Origin of the sequence: Amphibacillus sp. Q70, assembly GCF_052055485.1 — a bacterium.
In the GTDB taxonomy this organism is placed as follows: domain Bacteria; phylum Bacillota; class Bacilli; order Bacillales; family Amphibacillaceae; genus Amphibacillus.
On sequence record NZ_CP197171.1, the window covers coordinates 1,973,210 to 1,989,902 of the forward strand.

A 16,693-nucleotide genomic window follows, 5' to 3' on the forward strand; every position below is an offset into this window, starting at 1 on the left:
AATTCGAAAATTTGTGTAGCAATCTGAAAAATCGTATATAAATTAATGACTTTATTTTTCATTCAACTCTGCACCAGCAATTCTCCTTACATCTTTATGCCCACATTAAAAAATTACTATAGATATTAAAAAAGCACTATTGAATGCGCTTACAATGTTGGGAATTGCCTCTTATACTTAAGTTGCAAGTAAAACAAGTGATTGAAAGGGGTTATGACATGTTTAACAAGGGGAAAAATTTATGGTTTTTGTTAGTCGCTGTGTTATTAGCATTTATGCTGGCAGGGTGTACTGAGGGTTCATCAGGAGAAGTAGAAGAGCCAGATGTAGATTCAACGGATGAGGTTGAGTCAGATGACGGCGAGGAATCGAGTGGTAATATCGATGTTGGAATTGTGTTACCGACTCGTGATGAGCCGCGTTGGGTACAGGATGAGCAACGTTTCAAAGATGCTCTAGCAGATTCGGATTACACAACTGAGATTTTATTTAGTCAAGGGTCTTCAGCAAATGAATTACAGAATGTTGAAACATTAATTAGTCGTGGCATTGATGTGCTGATCATTAGTCCTCATGATGGAGATGCTGCAGGTGCAGCCGCTCAGGCAGCTGCTGATGAAGATGTAACCGTTATTGCTTATGACCGTTTGATCACAAATACTGAGGCTGTTGATTATTATGTGACTTTTGATAGTTTTGCAGTTGGTGAAGCACAAGGTAACTATTTAATTGATCAAGCAGAAGAAGGGACTGGAATTCCTCTTTACTTATACGCTGGTGCAGCATCTGATAATAATGCATTCTTGTTCTTTGAGGGAGCATGGTCAGTATTACAACCTAAAATAGTGGACGGTACTTTTGTAATTGCTAACTCAAGTGAAGCCGAAGCATTATCTGATCAAGCAGAGCTAACACGTGATGAGTTGGGAAGAATTTTAGGGCAAGTTACAACAAACTGGGATCCGAATGAAGCAATTAATAAAGCCCAGACCCATTTAACTTCAGCAAGTGATGATTTAAAAGGTGATGTATTGATCTTAGCGCCAAATGATGGGACATCCCGTTCAATTGCCGATACATTTGCAGCTGATAGTGATATTTCTAGTTATGTGGTTACGGGTCAAGATGCCGAGATGGCTTCGATCCAATATATTATCGATGGTAAGCAATCCATGACTGTTTTTAAAGATGTGCGTCGTTTAGTTACAGATGCGATGGGTATGGCTGTTACGATCTTAGATGGTGCTACACCAGAAACAACGGGTTCTTATGATAATGGGGCTAAAGAAATTGAAGCCATGCAATCAGAAGTCATCGTTGTTGATCAAGAAAATGTTCAGTCGGCTCTGATTGATTCAGAATACTATGATGCAAGTGATTTTACTGGTTTAGAATAACAGTCGATACGAAATAGTGATAGTTATAATATCACTATTTCGTCCTTTTATTGAGTGAACAAAGGTGGGTGAAAAATGGCTGAGTATATTCTTGAAATGCATAATATTAATAAGGAATTTCCAGGTGTTAAAGCCTTAAGCCAAGTTAATTTCAAAGTTGAACAAGGTGAGATTCATTGTTTAATTGGTGAAAATGGTGCAGGGAAGTCAACTTTAATGAAAGTGTTAAGCGGTGTTTATTCATATGGAGAATATGATGGAGATATTGTTTATCAGAACAAAGTTCAGCAGTTTAATAAAATCAATGACAGTGTTGATGTGGGAATTGCGATTATTTATCAGGAACTCGCTTTGTTTCCTGATCTCCCCGTTTATGAAAATATCTATATGGGTAACGAAGTCAAACATCAAGGTGTGATCGATTGGAATCAAACGATTGTCAAAGCGAAAGAAATGTTAGAAAAGGTTAATTTAAAAGTAAATCCGGAAACATTAATTAAAGATTTGAGTGTCGGGAATCAACAGCTGGTTGAAATTGCTAAAGCAATTAGTAAAAATGTTAAATTACTTATTTTAGATGAACCGACAGCGGCACTAAATGAGGATGATAGTGAAAATCTGCTGAGGTTAATTAAAGAACTAAAAAAACAAGGGATTACTTGTATTATGATTTCCCATAAATTAAAGGAAGTTGTTGCTATTGCCGACAAGGCAACGGTATTACGTGATGGACAAACGATTTGTACTCTAGATGCCAAAAAAGATGAGATTGAGGAACGTACAATTATTAAACATATGGTTGGGCGTGAAATTAATGCAATCTATCCTAAGCTTCCTGAAAAGCAAATTGGTGACCGTGTGCTAGAGTTGCATAACTGGTCTGCCTATGATGCTCAGCTTGGTCGCCATGTCGTTAAGAAAGCTGATCTTCATTTGAACAAAGGAGAAATTATTGGAATAGCTGGTTTAATGGGAGCAGGACGTACTGAACTGGCCTTAAGTATTTTTGGCAATCAGCGTCAATATAAATTAAAAGGTGATCTCGTCCTTAATGGTCAAGTGAAAAAATTGAAACATACAAGTGAGGCGATTGCTGAGGGAATTGCCTATGTAACTGAGGACCGCAAGGGTAATGGGCTGTTTTTGCTGCAAAATATTACGAAAAATATCTCAGCAGCGAAATTATCAGGGATTTCAAATCAAGGGATTATCAATGATAATGAGGAAATAAAAGTTGCCGAACATTATAAAAACTCTCTTCAAATAAAAGCCTCTTCGATCGAACAATTAGTTGGGAAATTGAGTGGTGGTAATCAACAAAAGGTCTCATTAGGAAAATGGTTATTTGTTGGACCTAATGTGCTGATTTTAGATGAACCGACACGAGGTATTGATGTCGGTGCTAAATTTGAGATCTATTCAGTGATGAACACATTGATTGAACAAGGATTAAGCATCATTATGATCTCATCAGAGCTTGGAGAAATATTAGGGATGAGTGATCGAATTTATGTTATGGCTGAAGGGGAGATAACAGGAGAATTATCAGCTGAAGAAGCTGATCAAGAAAAAATAATGGAGCTTGCGACTCAGGCTGGAGGGTATCAGAATGAAACTATTCAATGAAGTGGGTACGTTAATTAAAGAAAATATTCGAGATTATGGGATGTATATTGCTTTATTTGCGATTATGCTCACCTTTAATTTGATGACAGATGGCATGTTTATGTCTTCCCGAAATATTAGTAATCTACTAGATTCAGCAGGATATATTGCTGTACTTGCTGTTGGGATGACATTGGTTATTGTGATCCGGCATATTGATTTATCAGTCGGTTATGTAGCTGGTTTTCTAGGGGCTATTGCCGCAATTTTATTGATGCAGCAAGGAGTTCCTGTTTATATTGTCATTCCAATTATCTTAATTTTAGGTATCTTAATTGGACTTTTTAACGGTTTTCTTATTGCTCAGCTTGGTATCCCAGCGTTTGTTGCTTCATTGGCAGGCATGTTGATTTTCCGCGGGGCATTACTGCAAGTGACTGAAGGAACAGGAACAATTATTATCCCAAATGCGACTTTTAATGCAATTGGTAATGGCTTTATTCCGTCAATATCATTAGTGAAAGATCTACATCTCTTAACTTTAATTGTTGGATTACTAGGGATTGGATTTTATATCTATGGAGAGTTGAAGACAAGACATGATAAATTAAAATATAATTTTGAAGTGATGTCGTTAGGTATCTTTATCTTAAAGCTTGTCTTTATTTCATTAATTATTGGTTATATTACATGGATTCTTGCTGGCTATAATGGTTTCTCATGGACAGTTATTATTGTCTTATTCGTAACACTAATCTATCATTTTATTTCGTCGAAAACAGTGCTTGGCCGGCAAATTTATGCGGTAGGAAGCAACCCTGAGGCCGCCCATTTAAGTGGGATTAATGTTAAAAAGATCACTTATATGGTGATGGCATCAATGTCAATGCTAGCGGCTCTTTCAGGGATCTTATACACAGCTAGATTACAATCAGCCACAACAACGGCAGGAATGTTATTTGAGCTTGATGCGATTGCAGCAGCCTATGTTGGTGGGGTTTCATCAGCAGGAGGGATTGGGAAAGTATCAGGTGCGATTGTCGGTGCAATTGTCATGGCCTCATTAACGAATGGAATGAATTTATTAGGCGTTGGTATTTCTTATCAATATATGATTCGCGGGGGTGTCTTAGCGGGTGCTGTTATATTTGATGTATTAACACGTAAAAAAGGAAAATAATCAAACAAGGAAAAGTGTAGGATCTTGCTAAAAAGAAGCGATTGAAGTGACATACTTAAGCTGAAAAAGTCGGTACTGGCTTATAAAGGCGACTAAATTTCTGAAATCTTGTGTAATAACCTATAGCTATCTCTGTAGTTACTTGAGAGAGAGATAGCTTTTCCTGAGCCTGCCAATCAGGAAGCCTCCTTTTCACTTAAAGGCATAAGGTTGACTGAGCCTCTGATATTTCAGAAGTACCTTGCCTTTTTCTTGAGCCTTTTTCTCAGCCTCCTCAGAGAGGAGGGACATTTTTCTTGTGGAGGTTTTCAGACTGTATTTGTCCTATGGGAAAACAAGATATCTAATAGAGTTGTTCTATTAAACAAGTGAAAAGTACTCCAAGGAGCTGTTGCAAAATATATTTTATTACAATTTCTTTTTATAGTCATTTCTCCACTCTATCCTCCATTTCAAACAAAGTTTCAAGGTGAAATGATGGATAGAGTGCTTCTATCATTCATTACAATCGAAAGCTCATGCTCAAATGATGAATAGAGTGCTTCTATCACTCATTACAATCGAAAACTCAAGCCCAAATGACGGATAGAGTGCTTCTATCACTCATTACAATCGAAAACTCATGCTCAAATGACGGATAGAGTGCTTCTATTCCTCATTACAATCGAAAGCTCAAGCCCAAATGATGGATAGAGTGCTTCTATTCTTCATTACAATCGAAAACTCATGCTCAAATGATGAATAGAGTGCTTCTATCACTCATTACAATCGAAAACTCAAGCCCAAATGACGGATAGAGTGCTTCTATCACTCATTACAATCGAAAACTCATGCTCAAATGATGAATAGAGTGCTTCTATTACTCATTCCTAGCGTAGGAGATAAAGGAAACACAGCGACGATGAGGAGGCGATGTTAACTTATCGTACAGAGCTGAGGGAAATTGCGCTAGTTGCTGGGCACTCGAAGCTGGTCGTGACCTACCTTCCAACAAATAGTTATCCACAAGTAAACATTTTATCATTTCCTATGCTAAAATTAAAACTGCGAATCCTTTACTGATCCGCAGCTTCAAATTAACCTATTTTTTTAATAAAAACAACCTTCAAATAATTTCCTTCTTTATATTGCGGATTTGTTGGAAAATCTTCTGGCAAGCGAAAGATCTCGACTATTTTATATTGAGCATTAGCTGCCTGAAAAGCTTGTGCAATGACTTTTTTGAATTTATTGATTCCAAAGCCACTATAATTCGTTGATGCGACAATCACACCATGATCTGCCGTAATCGAGATTGCCTGTTCTAGCAAACCAGCATAATCTTTTGATGCACTGAAGATTCGCTTTTTCGAACGAGCAAAACTTGGAGGATCAAGAATAACAGTATCAAAGCGTAAGCCTTTTTTCACTGCATAATTAAAGTAATTGAAGACATCAATGACACGGATTTCATGTTCAGTTTCATCAAGGTCATTTATCTGAAATTGCTCAGTTGTTTTCGTTAAGCTGCGGTTAGCTAGGTCAACACTTACCGTTTGTTTAGCACCGCCCAAAGCCGCAGCAACAGAAAAAGCACCTGTATATGAAAAAGTATTCAAGACGGTTTTTCCTTTAGCATATCTGTTGCGAATCGCTTGACGAACATGACGTTGATCTAAGAAAATACCTGTCATAGGCCCATCATTTAAATCAACAGCGAAGTTGACATCATTCTCTTTAATAATTAATGGAAAATCAGCACGTTCACCTGTAACAAAATCATCATCCTCGATATATTTTCCACCTGTGTTAAAGCGTTTCTTTTGATAAATGCCTTTAAAAGACGTCAACTGTTTAAGTGCGGCAAGGATTTGTGGCTTGAATTGGTAAATACCTTCACTGTACCAAGTGATTAAAAAGTAACCTTGATAATAATCGATCGCTAAGCCACCAATGCCATCCCCTTCATTATGAAAAACACGAAAGGCTGTTGTTGTTTGATCAGAGAATAAGGTACTACGTCGTGTTAAAGCCTGGCTTAGTTTATTAACAAAAAAAGCTTGATCAATCTGCTCCGCTTTATTTTGCGTTAACACCCAGCCATAGCCTTTATTTTGTTGACCATAATAACCTCGACCAAGAAATTGCCCCTGTTGATCAACTAACTCAAAAATCTTTCCTTCTTTAAGTTGAGTTAATACTTCAATATTTTCAATCGCATCTTCTATTAATCGTGGATATCCTGCTCGATATGGTTTGACATATTGATGATTGATTTTTATTTTTTGCATAGAGTTCCATCCTTTAAAAGTGGTTTAGTCTTTATTTAGCATAGCATGTTAAGTTCACAGGAACAAATTCCAGCTAAGCGGCTAAAATAATAACCGAGCTAAATAAATCACAACGGTAACGGTTACCGCACTAGCAAGCGTCGAAAACAAAACCGTTTGAGTGGCAAAAGCCGGATCATCACTATATTCCTGTGCAATCACTGAGCTGTTTACTGATGTCGGCATAGCAGAAGCAATAAACAACGCTTGAGCCGTGATCCCCTCGATACCAAATACGATAATCATGAAATAAGCAATCAAAGGACCACAAATTAAGCGAACAACTAAACTTAAATAAACAATACTAAGTCCTTTTGTTAATTTAATTGTTGCCACTTGTGCACCCAAAGTTAATAAGGCGATTGCAATCATTGAATCTGCAATATAATTTGCAGGTACAAGTACAAAGTCAGGTAAAGGAACATTGAAGACATTTAACAAAATACCAGCAAGTAATCCATAAAGAACAGGCATGCGAAAATAACCGAGCATAGCTTTTAAGGTTCCCTTATTTGCCGCTCTTAATGAGAAAATACCATATGAAAAAATGAACATATTTTGAAACGTTAACGCGATAACCTGAATTGACATTGCCAAAGGATTACCTTGAAATACAAGCGCATTGACTGGAATACCATAATTACCAGAGTTATAAAAAATCGCACTATTGGTAAATAAGGTTTGTCTATTTCGATCTAATTTGATTATTTTTCCGAGCAATCTTGATAAAATAAAAAGAATAATGACAAAAAGAACAAAAAAGAAAAATATCTTAAAAAAGAATCCTCCTGAAAACTCAGCATGGTAAAGCGCATTAAATATAAATCCTGGTGCCAAAAAGTAAATATTAATTTTAGCCAGAGTAGATAAATCCAGTTTGAATTTAATTTGCATAATAAAACCAAGTAGCATCATAACAAAAACAGGTCCAATAATTTCTCTTAAAATAAGTGATAATTCTGCCATGCATTCCCTCCGTTTCCATCAGAAAGTTATCTATTAAGTATAACGAAATTATTTCTTATTGTCATGGTGCGGAATGATTCTGTTATAGTGAACATATAGTTATTCAATTTTAATGGAGATATAATGAAATTAATTAACTTAAGTAGTGGATTGATCATGATGTGGTTTGTCTTAAGCATTGGAGGATCGATTGGTCTTGCTCTAATTGGTTTAGGATCACTTATCTATTTTCAACAGGCAGCTGATCTTGTCAATGTATTCAATGACAAAAAGCACAACAAAGCAAAGGCTTCGATTATGTTCGGTAAATATCTTACTACAATCGGGATAATGATTATCTTGATAAGTGCAACGGGTATTTTTTAATGGAAAAATTTCATCCTTATATTTTGATTGGACTCCTAGTAGTCTGTATAATCGGTATCGGACTCTCTATCCGCCGACTCAACCGCAATTGCAAAAAAGATAGTTAGCCATCTCATCACTAACTATCTTTTTTATCCCAATTTTCACGCATTGAAATCAGAGCGATAACCGTTTTATTCATTTATATCATTGTTTGACGTGGACTCAGTTTGGTAAATGTCATCAGCTTGATGAAAACCATCGGCAATAATGGTTTCTTCAATATTATCTTTTGTGACAGCAACAGGGGTTAAAAAAACGGTTGGTACATCTTTTTTGCCATTATTAATGGTTTGATTCGTTTCAATCGTTTCGCCTCGTGCCATTCGTATAGCAATATCTGCTGCTTGCTCAGTTAATGATTTAATCGATTTATACACCGTCATCACCTGTCCGCCACTAATAATCCTTTGTAAACCCAACAGTTCAGCATCTTGACCAACAATCGGGACTTTCCCAGCTAATCCTTGTTCTTCCAAAGCTTCGAATACAGCTCCAGCTGTTGCATCATTAGCAGCGATGACTGCATCAATGTTATTATCATTTGCTTTTAAAGCAGCTCGCATATTTAATTTTGCATTAATTGGCAGCCATGCATCTGTCCATTGATCATAGACGACTGTAATATCGCCTTGCTCAATAAAAGGTTGCAGAACGCTGTAGACCCCTTCTCGCATCAAGTGAGCATTATTATCAGTCGCTGGGCCGCCAATATACACATAATTTCCTTTGGGAACTAACTCGGTCATTGTCTCCGCTTGTAGGATACCAATCTTCTCATTGTCAAAAGAAACATACAAATCAATATTGGCATTTTTGACTAATCGATCATATGAGATAACAGGGATCTCTGCCATTTGTGCTTTCCCTACAATCGTTGCAGCCGCCTCAGCATTATGAGGGACGAGTACTAATAAATCAATTCCTTGACTAATTAAGGTTTCAGCCTGAGCAATCTGCAAGGCATCATTTCCATTCGCTGCTTTGACCTCAACCTTTGCACCTAGAGCTTCAACCGCTTCAACAAACATATCTCGGTCTTTCTCCCAACGTTCTTCCTCTAACGTATCCATTGAAAGCCCGATTTTTAATGCCTCATTTAATACCCCTTCATCCTCTTCTGCAAAATTCTGCTCTAAATGAAATCGATCACTTTTATCGTTGTATTCATCTGTGGAACTTGTACACCCAATCAACATCACTAAATTGAACAAAACGACTAGGATTAATGGACTTTTTTTCATTATCAATGGTCTTTACCCCCATCCCTCTATCTTCGCTAACATCACTAACTTAAAAAAAGAGGATAGAACTTAGTTCTTTACTGTTTGGCCAAGTAAGATGTTGACTCCAAGAAGCCTTTTTCGTTTGTGCTTTGCTTGTACATGAATGTGCTGGCTTCATTGTTCAAATAAAATGTCGTGAGAATGCTTTGGATGACTAGTCTTTCTTATACCTAGAGTCTTAGTGTTTTTGCTACTTCACATATCTCCTTTGAAACTCAAAATCATTATGCTTACCATCTCATTGCTTCGCAGCTTTCCACAGTACGGTTACTCAATCGCCCCAAGAGCATTGCGATTCTGAATAAGAAAACCACTTATTCTGACGGTGGGGATGCTCCACTCATTTTAACTGCGACACATGCTGATATTTTAGATGTTTAAGCTATAACATAGTTAATGATTAACTAGGCTTTTTTCTCGATAAGTCATGGGTGAAACACCAGTTGACTTTTTGAAAACTTTACTAAAATAGTTTGGATCATGATAGCCGACATCCAGGGCAATTTCTTTAATACTTTTTTCCGGATCTTGAATCAATGTTTTTGCCTGTTCGATTCGGCATTCAGTTAAAAAATCAATATAATTAATACCTAGTTTTTCCTTAAACATTTTACTTATATAAATCGTACTTAGCCCAGCACGATCTGCTAAAAAATCAAGTGAAATATCTTCATTAGAATGGTCAATAATGTACTGTTTAATCTGTTTAATACTATCAAGTTCTAAATCGTGATGATAGTCATGATATCGCTTTTTAAGGCGCTTGAGATACAAACGAATTTCCTCAATAAATTGCTGATAGGTTTGGCTATAGAGTTTGATCGATTCCCATTCCACATGAATATTCATTTCATCTAGTATTCTAGCAATCATCCAAATCAGCTCTAATATTCTCTCCTGAGTATTTCTGAGTGGCGTATGTTCTTTTTCATAGCATTGAATAAGAGAAACAAATTTTTGGGCAATGTTATCCCACTCTCCTAAACGGACCTGATCAAAAAATTGGTGATTCCGATATTTTTCAAATTGATGATCACAACGATTATCACCAACGGGAACATCCTGATAAAAACGATATTGGTTCAAACGATCCATGTCGAACATCGCAATTAACGCTTCATGGTACGATTTCTGCACTTGATCAAGTGAATCATATGGATTTCCGATACCGACTATCCATCCTTGATCAATTGTATCTCGATTTTTTTTAAAAGTATGATGAACCAATGTCGTCGCCTGAGCACGGAAGGTCTTCTTTTGGTTACGAAATACAATGACCGGAAACTGCCTGCCATAAAGGGCACCAACCCAGACATTTCCTGCTTGCTTAATTCGATTGACTGTCGCTGGATATTGATTCTCTAATCCTTCTGGCAGCAAAACAACAAAAACAAAAATCTGCTCAGTTGACTTGATCTCAAGCATCTCCATCATCATATCAATATGCACATCATGAACATGATCAAACAATAACTGTGTAACCATGTCTGTTTCGACCACACGTTTAGATTTTTGAAAATGAAGGTTTTGTTTTGCCTGCTTCGTATCGGCTTCCTTTTCTTTTTTTATTTGATCAATCACTTGTCCAACTGTAGATGTAATTTCACTCACTTTACTTGGCTTCAAGATATAATCTTTAGCTCCGAGCTTTATAGCTTGTTTGGCATAAGCAAAAGTATCATAGGCTGTCACCATAATAAATTTAGGGTGTTGCGATTCATTTTTGATTTGTTCAATTGCTGCTAAACCATTCATACCTGGCATCTTAATATCCATTAAGATCAGATCAGGTTCAAAAGTTCTTGCAGACTCAACAGCTGTTTTACCATTTTTAGCTTCTTTTATTTCAAGATCTGAGAAAGCATCAGATAGAATGACATTCATACTTTTACGCTCAATTTCCTCATCATCAACGATCAATATCTTAAACATCTTGAGTGACCCCCTTTTGTTTAGGAAGTTGTAAACTCACTTTTGTTCCTTGATTACATTGACTATCAATCTTAACTAAATCGTCTGACCCATAAAAAATGCGGAGCCGCTTAATCACATTAGTAAATCCAATTCCCGTTGAATGACCTTCTCTCTGCACTAATACTCCTTGACTTAATTGTTGTTTTTTCTCTTCACTCATTCCTGGACCATCATCTTCAATTTCGATTAAAACGGAGTCAGCTTGATTAATAATGCGAAAATATAACTGTCCACCCGCTTCTCTAGGTTCGATTGCATGAATCACTGCATTTTCAATGATTGGTTGTAGGGTTAAAGCAGGAATTTTTATATTTAAAACATTTGGATTAATATCTTCATAAAATTGAAGGCGATCGGTAAAGCGTGTCTTTTGAATATCAATATACTGTCTTAATACAGTCACTTCATCATATAAAGTGACTGAACGATTTAATTGCTTTAAATTATAGCGTAATAAACCAGCCACATCTACGAGTAAGTCACTCGTCTCTATCGCCCCTTCTAAATAAGCTTTCTTTGAAACGGTATTCAATGTATTAAATAGAAAATGAGGATTAATTTGACTTTGTAAGCTCCGAAATTGACTTTCTTGCAACAGCAATTTACTCTCTTGTAATTCCTTTTCTAACTGTGCCTTCAATTGAATTTCAGAAATAAGATTGTTGATATTTAACCGCATCCGATTAAATGTTTTTGCTAAAAAGGCCATTTCATCATTTGAGTCGACTTGAACTTCGGAATCAAAGCGACCTTGAGACAACTCATTAGCCGCCTCTGTTAATTGATAAATCGGACGTGTAATACTGCGCGAAATCGTATAGGTCATTATGATCAAACTAAACGTTAGAAATAAAAATAGCCAAATTCCTAGTTGGTTAATATCAGTCGATTGATTAATAATATGTCGGTAAAAACTGTCATATGTTTTCAACTCTTTATCGACAAGGGCTAAGGTCGTATCTGAAATATAATTAGCTATTCGGGAGGCATCGTTAAATTCACGAATGGCAGATTCGGAGTCCTCCTGTGCATGCAAGCTAATGGAACGATCTACCGTCTCTATTAAACTATCAGTCAAATGGATATAGTTAACTAATTCAAATTCATTTTCTTGATAGCCCAGTGCCCAAATATTTGCTTCATTGTCACTAAGCTCCTGCTTAACACGATCAATTTTTCCAAGATGATCTGTCGAAGACGTGGATAAATACTGATTTAAATCGGTAATTAACTGTTGACTCGACACATTTACCTCATTCAATAATAAGTACCGTTGTAAAATTTCGTTATATTGTTCTTGAGTTTGACGATTGTAAACAGTTAGGGCTAACCAAATAACAAGCATCATAACGACAGTAACCGTTGTTAAGGTAAGGATCTTTCTTCGAATCGTATTCATTCCATATCAGCTGCTTTCACAATCTCTACTTCAGTAAAATATCCCTCAAAATCAAGTGGAACCGTCTCGCCATTTAGCCACTCAACAATTAATTGAACGCTTAAACGGCCCATTTCTCTTGGTGATTGTTGAACAACAGCATCTACTTTTCCTTCAGCCAATAAGTGCTCAAGATCGGAATGGTCATCAAATGTATAAATGGCAAGTGATTCGACCTGTTTTCTACGGCTGATTTCCTGAATCATTCCTGATGCTATCGTTGATTTTGTAACAATAAAACCATCGACATCGGGATGATCATTTAATAGGGCTTGAGTGGTTGTCGTAATTTCATCCTTCGTATCCGCTGTTTCAGTTGGAATGACCCTTATATTTGGATATTGATTAAGAACTTGTTCGATTCCTGCCTGACGCTCCGTCTGATAAAAATGCTGCTCCTGATCATAAAATAGTACAACTTTTCCAGATTCTCCCATGTCTTTAACCAACTGCTCAGCTAGATGTTGTCCCGCTTCAAAATGATCAGACCCAACATAGGTCCGGCGTAAGCTTTCCTCCATCGGAACATCGTGAGCAATCGTGATAATTGGAATACTATGAAAGGCGGCTTTTATTTTTGTTAAGTCTTTAAATTCCTCTGAATCTAAACCTTGAACAATGATTCCATCAACTTTTGAATGGATGGCAAGTTCTAAATTCCGAAAAAACTCCTCTTCATTATGACCATAATTACCTAATACCTCAATCATCACCTGATCTTGAATCGCCTGTGTCTCTGCTCCTTCAATCACTGCTTCCCAGAAGGGAACATCGATATCTTGAGTGATCAGAACAAGCCGATGCTGTTGTTCTGTTTGACTGATCGGCAAAGGCTCTTGCCAATCTGAACGCACCACACGAGCTAAAGACGTGAAAGTAAAATAAGCTAGAAAAACGAATACAGCAACAATTAAAGCGATTACACTTTTACGCATCGACATTCCCCCAGTCATTAGATCGATCAGGCCATTATTGTTAGTTTTTAATTCCGATCATTTTAAGTTCAACTTTATCTTACATGGATATTGAGAAATACACAATGTTTTACTTTTATTATAAGAAAAACCATTTGTTTCTTTATCATTTAATCCAGTAATATACCCACTTAGAACAAATCACACTCAACGAGGATTATAAAGTGAAACTTCATTCAGTCGAGGGACAGCGCACAAATCTCTTCGGTGGCGCGAATAATCACGGTAATGTTGTCAAGTTGATACAACGGCTATGGAAAAATACTCCATTAACCAATTTCATGACCCTTTGAATTTAATTTTACTAACCTGACAGCATTGGTAACCGCAGCCCCCAGAACGTGGTACTTGGGCCAACCAGCTAGTTATATTGTGATAAATAAATAATGTTTCGTTTTGCTTATCTCTAAAAGATAGATGAAAGGAACTATCACGACTTTCTACCAGTCATTCATGTCAAAATACTAAATAAAAGCTTCTATCACGCGTTTTCTACCTACCGTTCAAATCGAAATGCCAAATAGAAAAATCCTATCACGTGCTTTAGCCAGAATCGTTCATTCGGTTTCCTAATATTTTTAAAATTACTGCTCCATGGAATAATCTCTTTGGAACTCAGAATAAGAAAATATTTATTCTAAGCTCAAAGACATGAAGAAGTTAGGTAAACCAACTTTGTATGGCTCATTTTACAATTTCAAGCTTGCTATGGGTACAAACTACGAACTCAGGAAATCCTTCTGAAAGGGTTGTCGCACAATAGGGTAAGTTGTGCAACAGCATTTTTTACCCATATTAGAAAAACGGAATAGAAGCACTCTATCCATCATTTTGGCTTGAGCTTTCGATTGTAATGAGGAATAGAAGCACTCTATCCGTCATTTGAGCATGAGTTTTCGATTGTAATGAGGAATAGAAGGGCTCTATCCGTCATTTGAGCATGAGTTTTCGATTGTAATGAGGAATAGAAAAGCACTCTATCCATCATTTGAGCTTGAGTTTTCGATTGTAATGAGTAATAGAAGGGCTCTATCCATCATTTGAGCATGAGTTTTCGATGTAATGAGTGATAGAAGCACTCTATCCATCATTTGAGCATGAGTTTTTGATTGTAATGAGTGATAGAAGCACTCTATCCATCATTTCACCTTGAGCTTTTGATTGTAATGATCGATAAAAACCGCCACTTTGCGTGGCAACATCGATCTACCCATGATACATGGGCACAGTTCGTACGTTGCTGAACGGGCGCTCTGCGCTTTTGTTTTATTGAAGCAAGTATCAGAATTGGCGTGTGTTTATATGCAAAATAGAGCTATCGCATAATCATCGCGTGTCCATATGCAAATTTTAGATCCGCATATACTTCATTTTAATGGCTTCACAAAATCTTCATCATCAGATAAATCTTGCTAAATAATCATACCTTTTTAACTTATTCAATTAAAAGTAAGAAATTCACGATGACAATTCACCTGATTTTAAAGGAAGGAACTTTTTTACAAAAGAAATATCATATGTTACTTTAAATGAGAAAAGGAGTGATGAAGAAAAATGAATCCAATGGAAGTAAAAGGAGGTATCCTGCTCCAGCAAGTGTTTGAACGCGTTTTTTTCCAGGAGTCTCGGGCAAGTCAAGTTGTCTTACTCCATTTTATCAATGCTGTTTTAGCCGAATCATTACCGAGTCCGGTTGAGCACATTATGAGTCAGCAACGGCAAAAGAGTTATTTACTGAGAGACCTACAGCTAGGTTTGGATGTAAAAGCGCGGACACGGACAGAAGAGTCTGTCGAAATCAGGATTCAAGTCCATCAGCAAGATTATTTTCAAAGTCAATCAAGTGCGTTAACTTTTAATCACAATAATGAACCGACAGAAGTAAATAGCAGAATAACTCGATTCTCTATTCATCTGTTAAATTTTAATCTCTTGCAGGAATGCAGCCATTATCATAATTGCTATCAAACCATTCGGTCACCACAAATCGGTCCCCAACAAAAAATAGAAATTCATTATTTAGAATTGCTAAAGCTTACCAACCAGGAGCCTAAATCTACTTTAGAGAAATGGCTTTATTTTATTAGCTATGTTGGAAGAAAACACACTCCTGATTCATTTCATCATTTGATCAAAAGGGATCCATACTTCAAGTTAGCAAACCATCTTTATCAGCGAACGCGATTAACAGCGAAAGACCCTATTGTTGTAAAAGAAGATCAGCTCAGTTTAGAAAAATGGGAAGAACATGGTCAGCTCCTCGAAAAAGAGCGAATTGCAATGAATATGATCAAGGCTGGTTTTTCTACTCAGCAAATTATCAATCTGACCGATTTAACGATGCAGGAATTAGATGATCTGGCATTGGTCATTCCACTGCTCTAAAATTGGTTAGACCGCTTTACACTTGTTCTCGGTATGCTCTAGGTGATTGTTTGGTAATTTTTTTAAAGTTACGATGAAAAGTACGTAACTGATTGTACCCACAATGATTAGCAATCTCACCAACAGGTCGACCACTATTTTTTAACAAATAACATGCCTGTGAAATACGATAATGATTTAAATAATCAGTGAAGGTCATGTTTGTCATTTGAACAAACAGCTTTGATAAATACGGATAATCATAGCGCAAATACTCAGCGACATCTTTAAGGGTGCAATCCGTTTGGTAATGTTCGTCGACGTAAAGCAGGATGCCATGGAGTACTTTCGTTTTTGTTGATTGTTCAACTTTGCTAAAGTCAGTTTGATCGATTAGGCTAGCACAAATCTGATAAATAAAGCTTTTTTGTTTGTAAATAGAATTGAACTCAGCTAAATTAGGCAGCTCTTTAAGTTCTAGTACTGGATTATTCGGACTTAACCCTTTATATTGGGTGAAAAAATCCCCAATTAATTCAGGAGAAAAGAGAATAATGACTATTTCAGACTGATCAATTGTTTTGAATTCATGAATATGATTGCTAAAAATAAAGGTGAGTTGATTTTGTTTTAAGTGATATACTGTTTGATCAATTGTCACCAATAATTCCCCACTTTTAACGAAAATAAGCTCATAGGCTCGATGAAAGTGAAGCGGGAAGTGATGGTCTGTTAAGGAAAAATAACGGAAAAATTCTTTCTCCTCAACACCATGTTTTTCAAAAAAGACCATTT

12 protein-coding genes are annotated in these 16,693 nt (G+C 36.6%); 5 read left to right on the forward strand and 7 right to left on the reverse strand.

Going from position 1 to position 16,693, the window contains the following annotated elements; translation table 11 throughout:
* Positions 1 to 218: 218 nt before the first annotated feature.
* The 3 genes from ACS127_RS08710 to ACS127_RS08720 all read left to right on the forward strand — a co-directional run bounded on the left by ACS127_RS08710 (position 219) and on the right by ACS127_RS08720 (position 4,182).
* Positions 219 to 1,397: a sugar ABC transporter substrate-binding protein gene (locus tag ACS127_RS08710; protein WP_440898027.1), complete on the forward strand. Its 1,179-nt coding sequence runs from the start codon at positions 219 to 221 to the stop codon at positions 1,395 to 1,397.
* Between the two features lie 75 nt (positions 1,398 to 1,472).
* The gene (locus ACS127_RS08715) at positions 1,473 to 3,023 is read left to right on the forward strand and encodes an ATP-binding cassette domain-containing protein (RefSeq protein WP_440898028.1); all 1,551 of its coding nucleotides are present in this window, start codon (positions 1,473 to 1,475) and stop codon (positions 3,021 to 3,023) included.
* Positions 3,007 to 4,182, forward strand: a complete 1,176-nt coding sequence (locus ACS127_RS08720; RefSeq protein WP_440898029.1) for a sugar ABC transporter permease — start codon at positions 3,007 to 3,009, stop codon at positions 4,180 to 4,182. Before ACS127_RS08715 ends, ACS127_RS08720 begins: the two co-directional genes overlap by 17 nt.
* Positions 4,183 to 5,258: 1,076 nt before the next feature.
* Here the strand turns inward: ACS127_RS08720 and ACS127_RS08725 are convergent.
* Together ACS127_RS08725 and ACS127_RS08730 are read right to left on the reverse strand one after the other, a co-directional pair.
* Positions 5,259 to 6,452, reverse strand: a complete 1,194-nt coding sequence (locus ACS127_RS08725) for a class I SAM-dependent rRNA methyltransferase (protein ID WP_440898030.1) — start codon at positions 6,450 to 6,452, stop codon at positions 5,259 to 5,261.
* 81 nt (positions 6,453 to 6,533) lie between these two features.
* On the reverse strand, positions 6,534 to 7,457 hold the full coding sequence (locus ACS127_RS08730) for an AEC family transporter (protein ID WP_440898031.1): 924 nt from the start codon (positions 7,455 to 7,457) through the stop codon (positions 6,534 to 6,536).
* A gap of 123 nt (positions 7,458 to 7,580) precedes the next feature.
* Here ACS127_RS08730 and ACS127_RS08735 point away from each other — a divergent pair, with 123 nt between their 5' ends.
* On the forward strand, positions 7,581 to 7,823 hold the full coding sequence (locus ACS127_RS08735; RefSeq protein WP_440898032.1) for a hypothetical protein: 243 nt from the start codon (positions 7,581 to 7,583) through the stop codon (positions 7,821 to 7,823).
* Between the two features lie 173 nt (positions 7,824 to 7,996).
* On the opposite strand, the gene xylF is transcribed toward ACS127_RS08735, so the two are convergent.
* From xylF to ACS127_RS08755, 4 genes are all read right to left on the reverse strand, one after another.
* Positions 7,997 to 9,106: a D-xylose ABC transporter substrate-binding protein gene (gene xylF / locus ACS127_RS08740; RefSeq protein ID WP_440898113.1), complete on the reverse strand. Its 1,110-nt coding sequence runs from the start codon at positions 9,104 to 9,106 to the stop codon at positions 7,997 to 7,999.
* A gap of 435 nt (positions 9,107 to 9,541) precedes the next feature.
* Entirely contained in the window at positions 9,542 to 11,080 is a 1,539-nt protein-coding gene (locus ACS127_RS08745) for a response regulator (protein WP_440898033.1), read from the reverse strand.
* Positions 11,073 to 12,521, reverse strand: a complete 1,449-nt coding sequence (locus tag ACS127_RS08750; RefSeq protein ID WP_440898034.1) for a sensor histidine kinase — start codon at positions 12,519 to 12,521, stop codon at positions 11,073 to 11,075. The genes ACS127_RS08745 and ACS127_RS08750 overlap by 8 nt, the downstream gene beginning before the upstream one ends.
* Positions 12,518 to 13,495 (reverse strand): sugar ABC transporter substrate-binding protein, encoded by a 978-nt coding sequence (locus tag ACS127_RS08755; RefSeq protein WP_440898035.1) that lies wholly within the window; start codon positions 13,493 to 13,495, stop codon positions 12,518 to 12,520. The genes ACS127_RS08750 and ACS127_RS08755 overlap by 4 nt, the downstream gene beginning before the upstream one ends.
* A gap of 1,593 nt (positions 13,496 to 15,088) precedes the next feature.
* Here ACS127_RS08755 and ACS127_RS08760 point away from each other — a divergent pair.
* Positions 15,089 to 15,919, forward strand: a complete 831-nt coding sequence (locus ACS127_RS08760; protein WP_440898036.1) for a PD-(D/E)XK nuclease family transposase — start codon at positions 15,089 to 15,091, stop codon at positions 15,917 to 15,919.
* Between the two features lie 16 nt (positions 15,920 to 15,935).
* On the opposite strand, the gene ACS127_RS08765 is transcribed toward ACS127_RS08760, so the two are convergent.
* A complete protein-coding gene (locus ACS127_RS08765) occupies positions 15,936 to 16,691 on the reverse strand; it encodes an AraC family transcriptional regulator (protein WP_440898037.1) in 756 nt (251 codons plus the stop codon).
* Between the last annotated feature and the right edge of the window lie 2 nt (positions 16,692 to 16,693).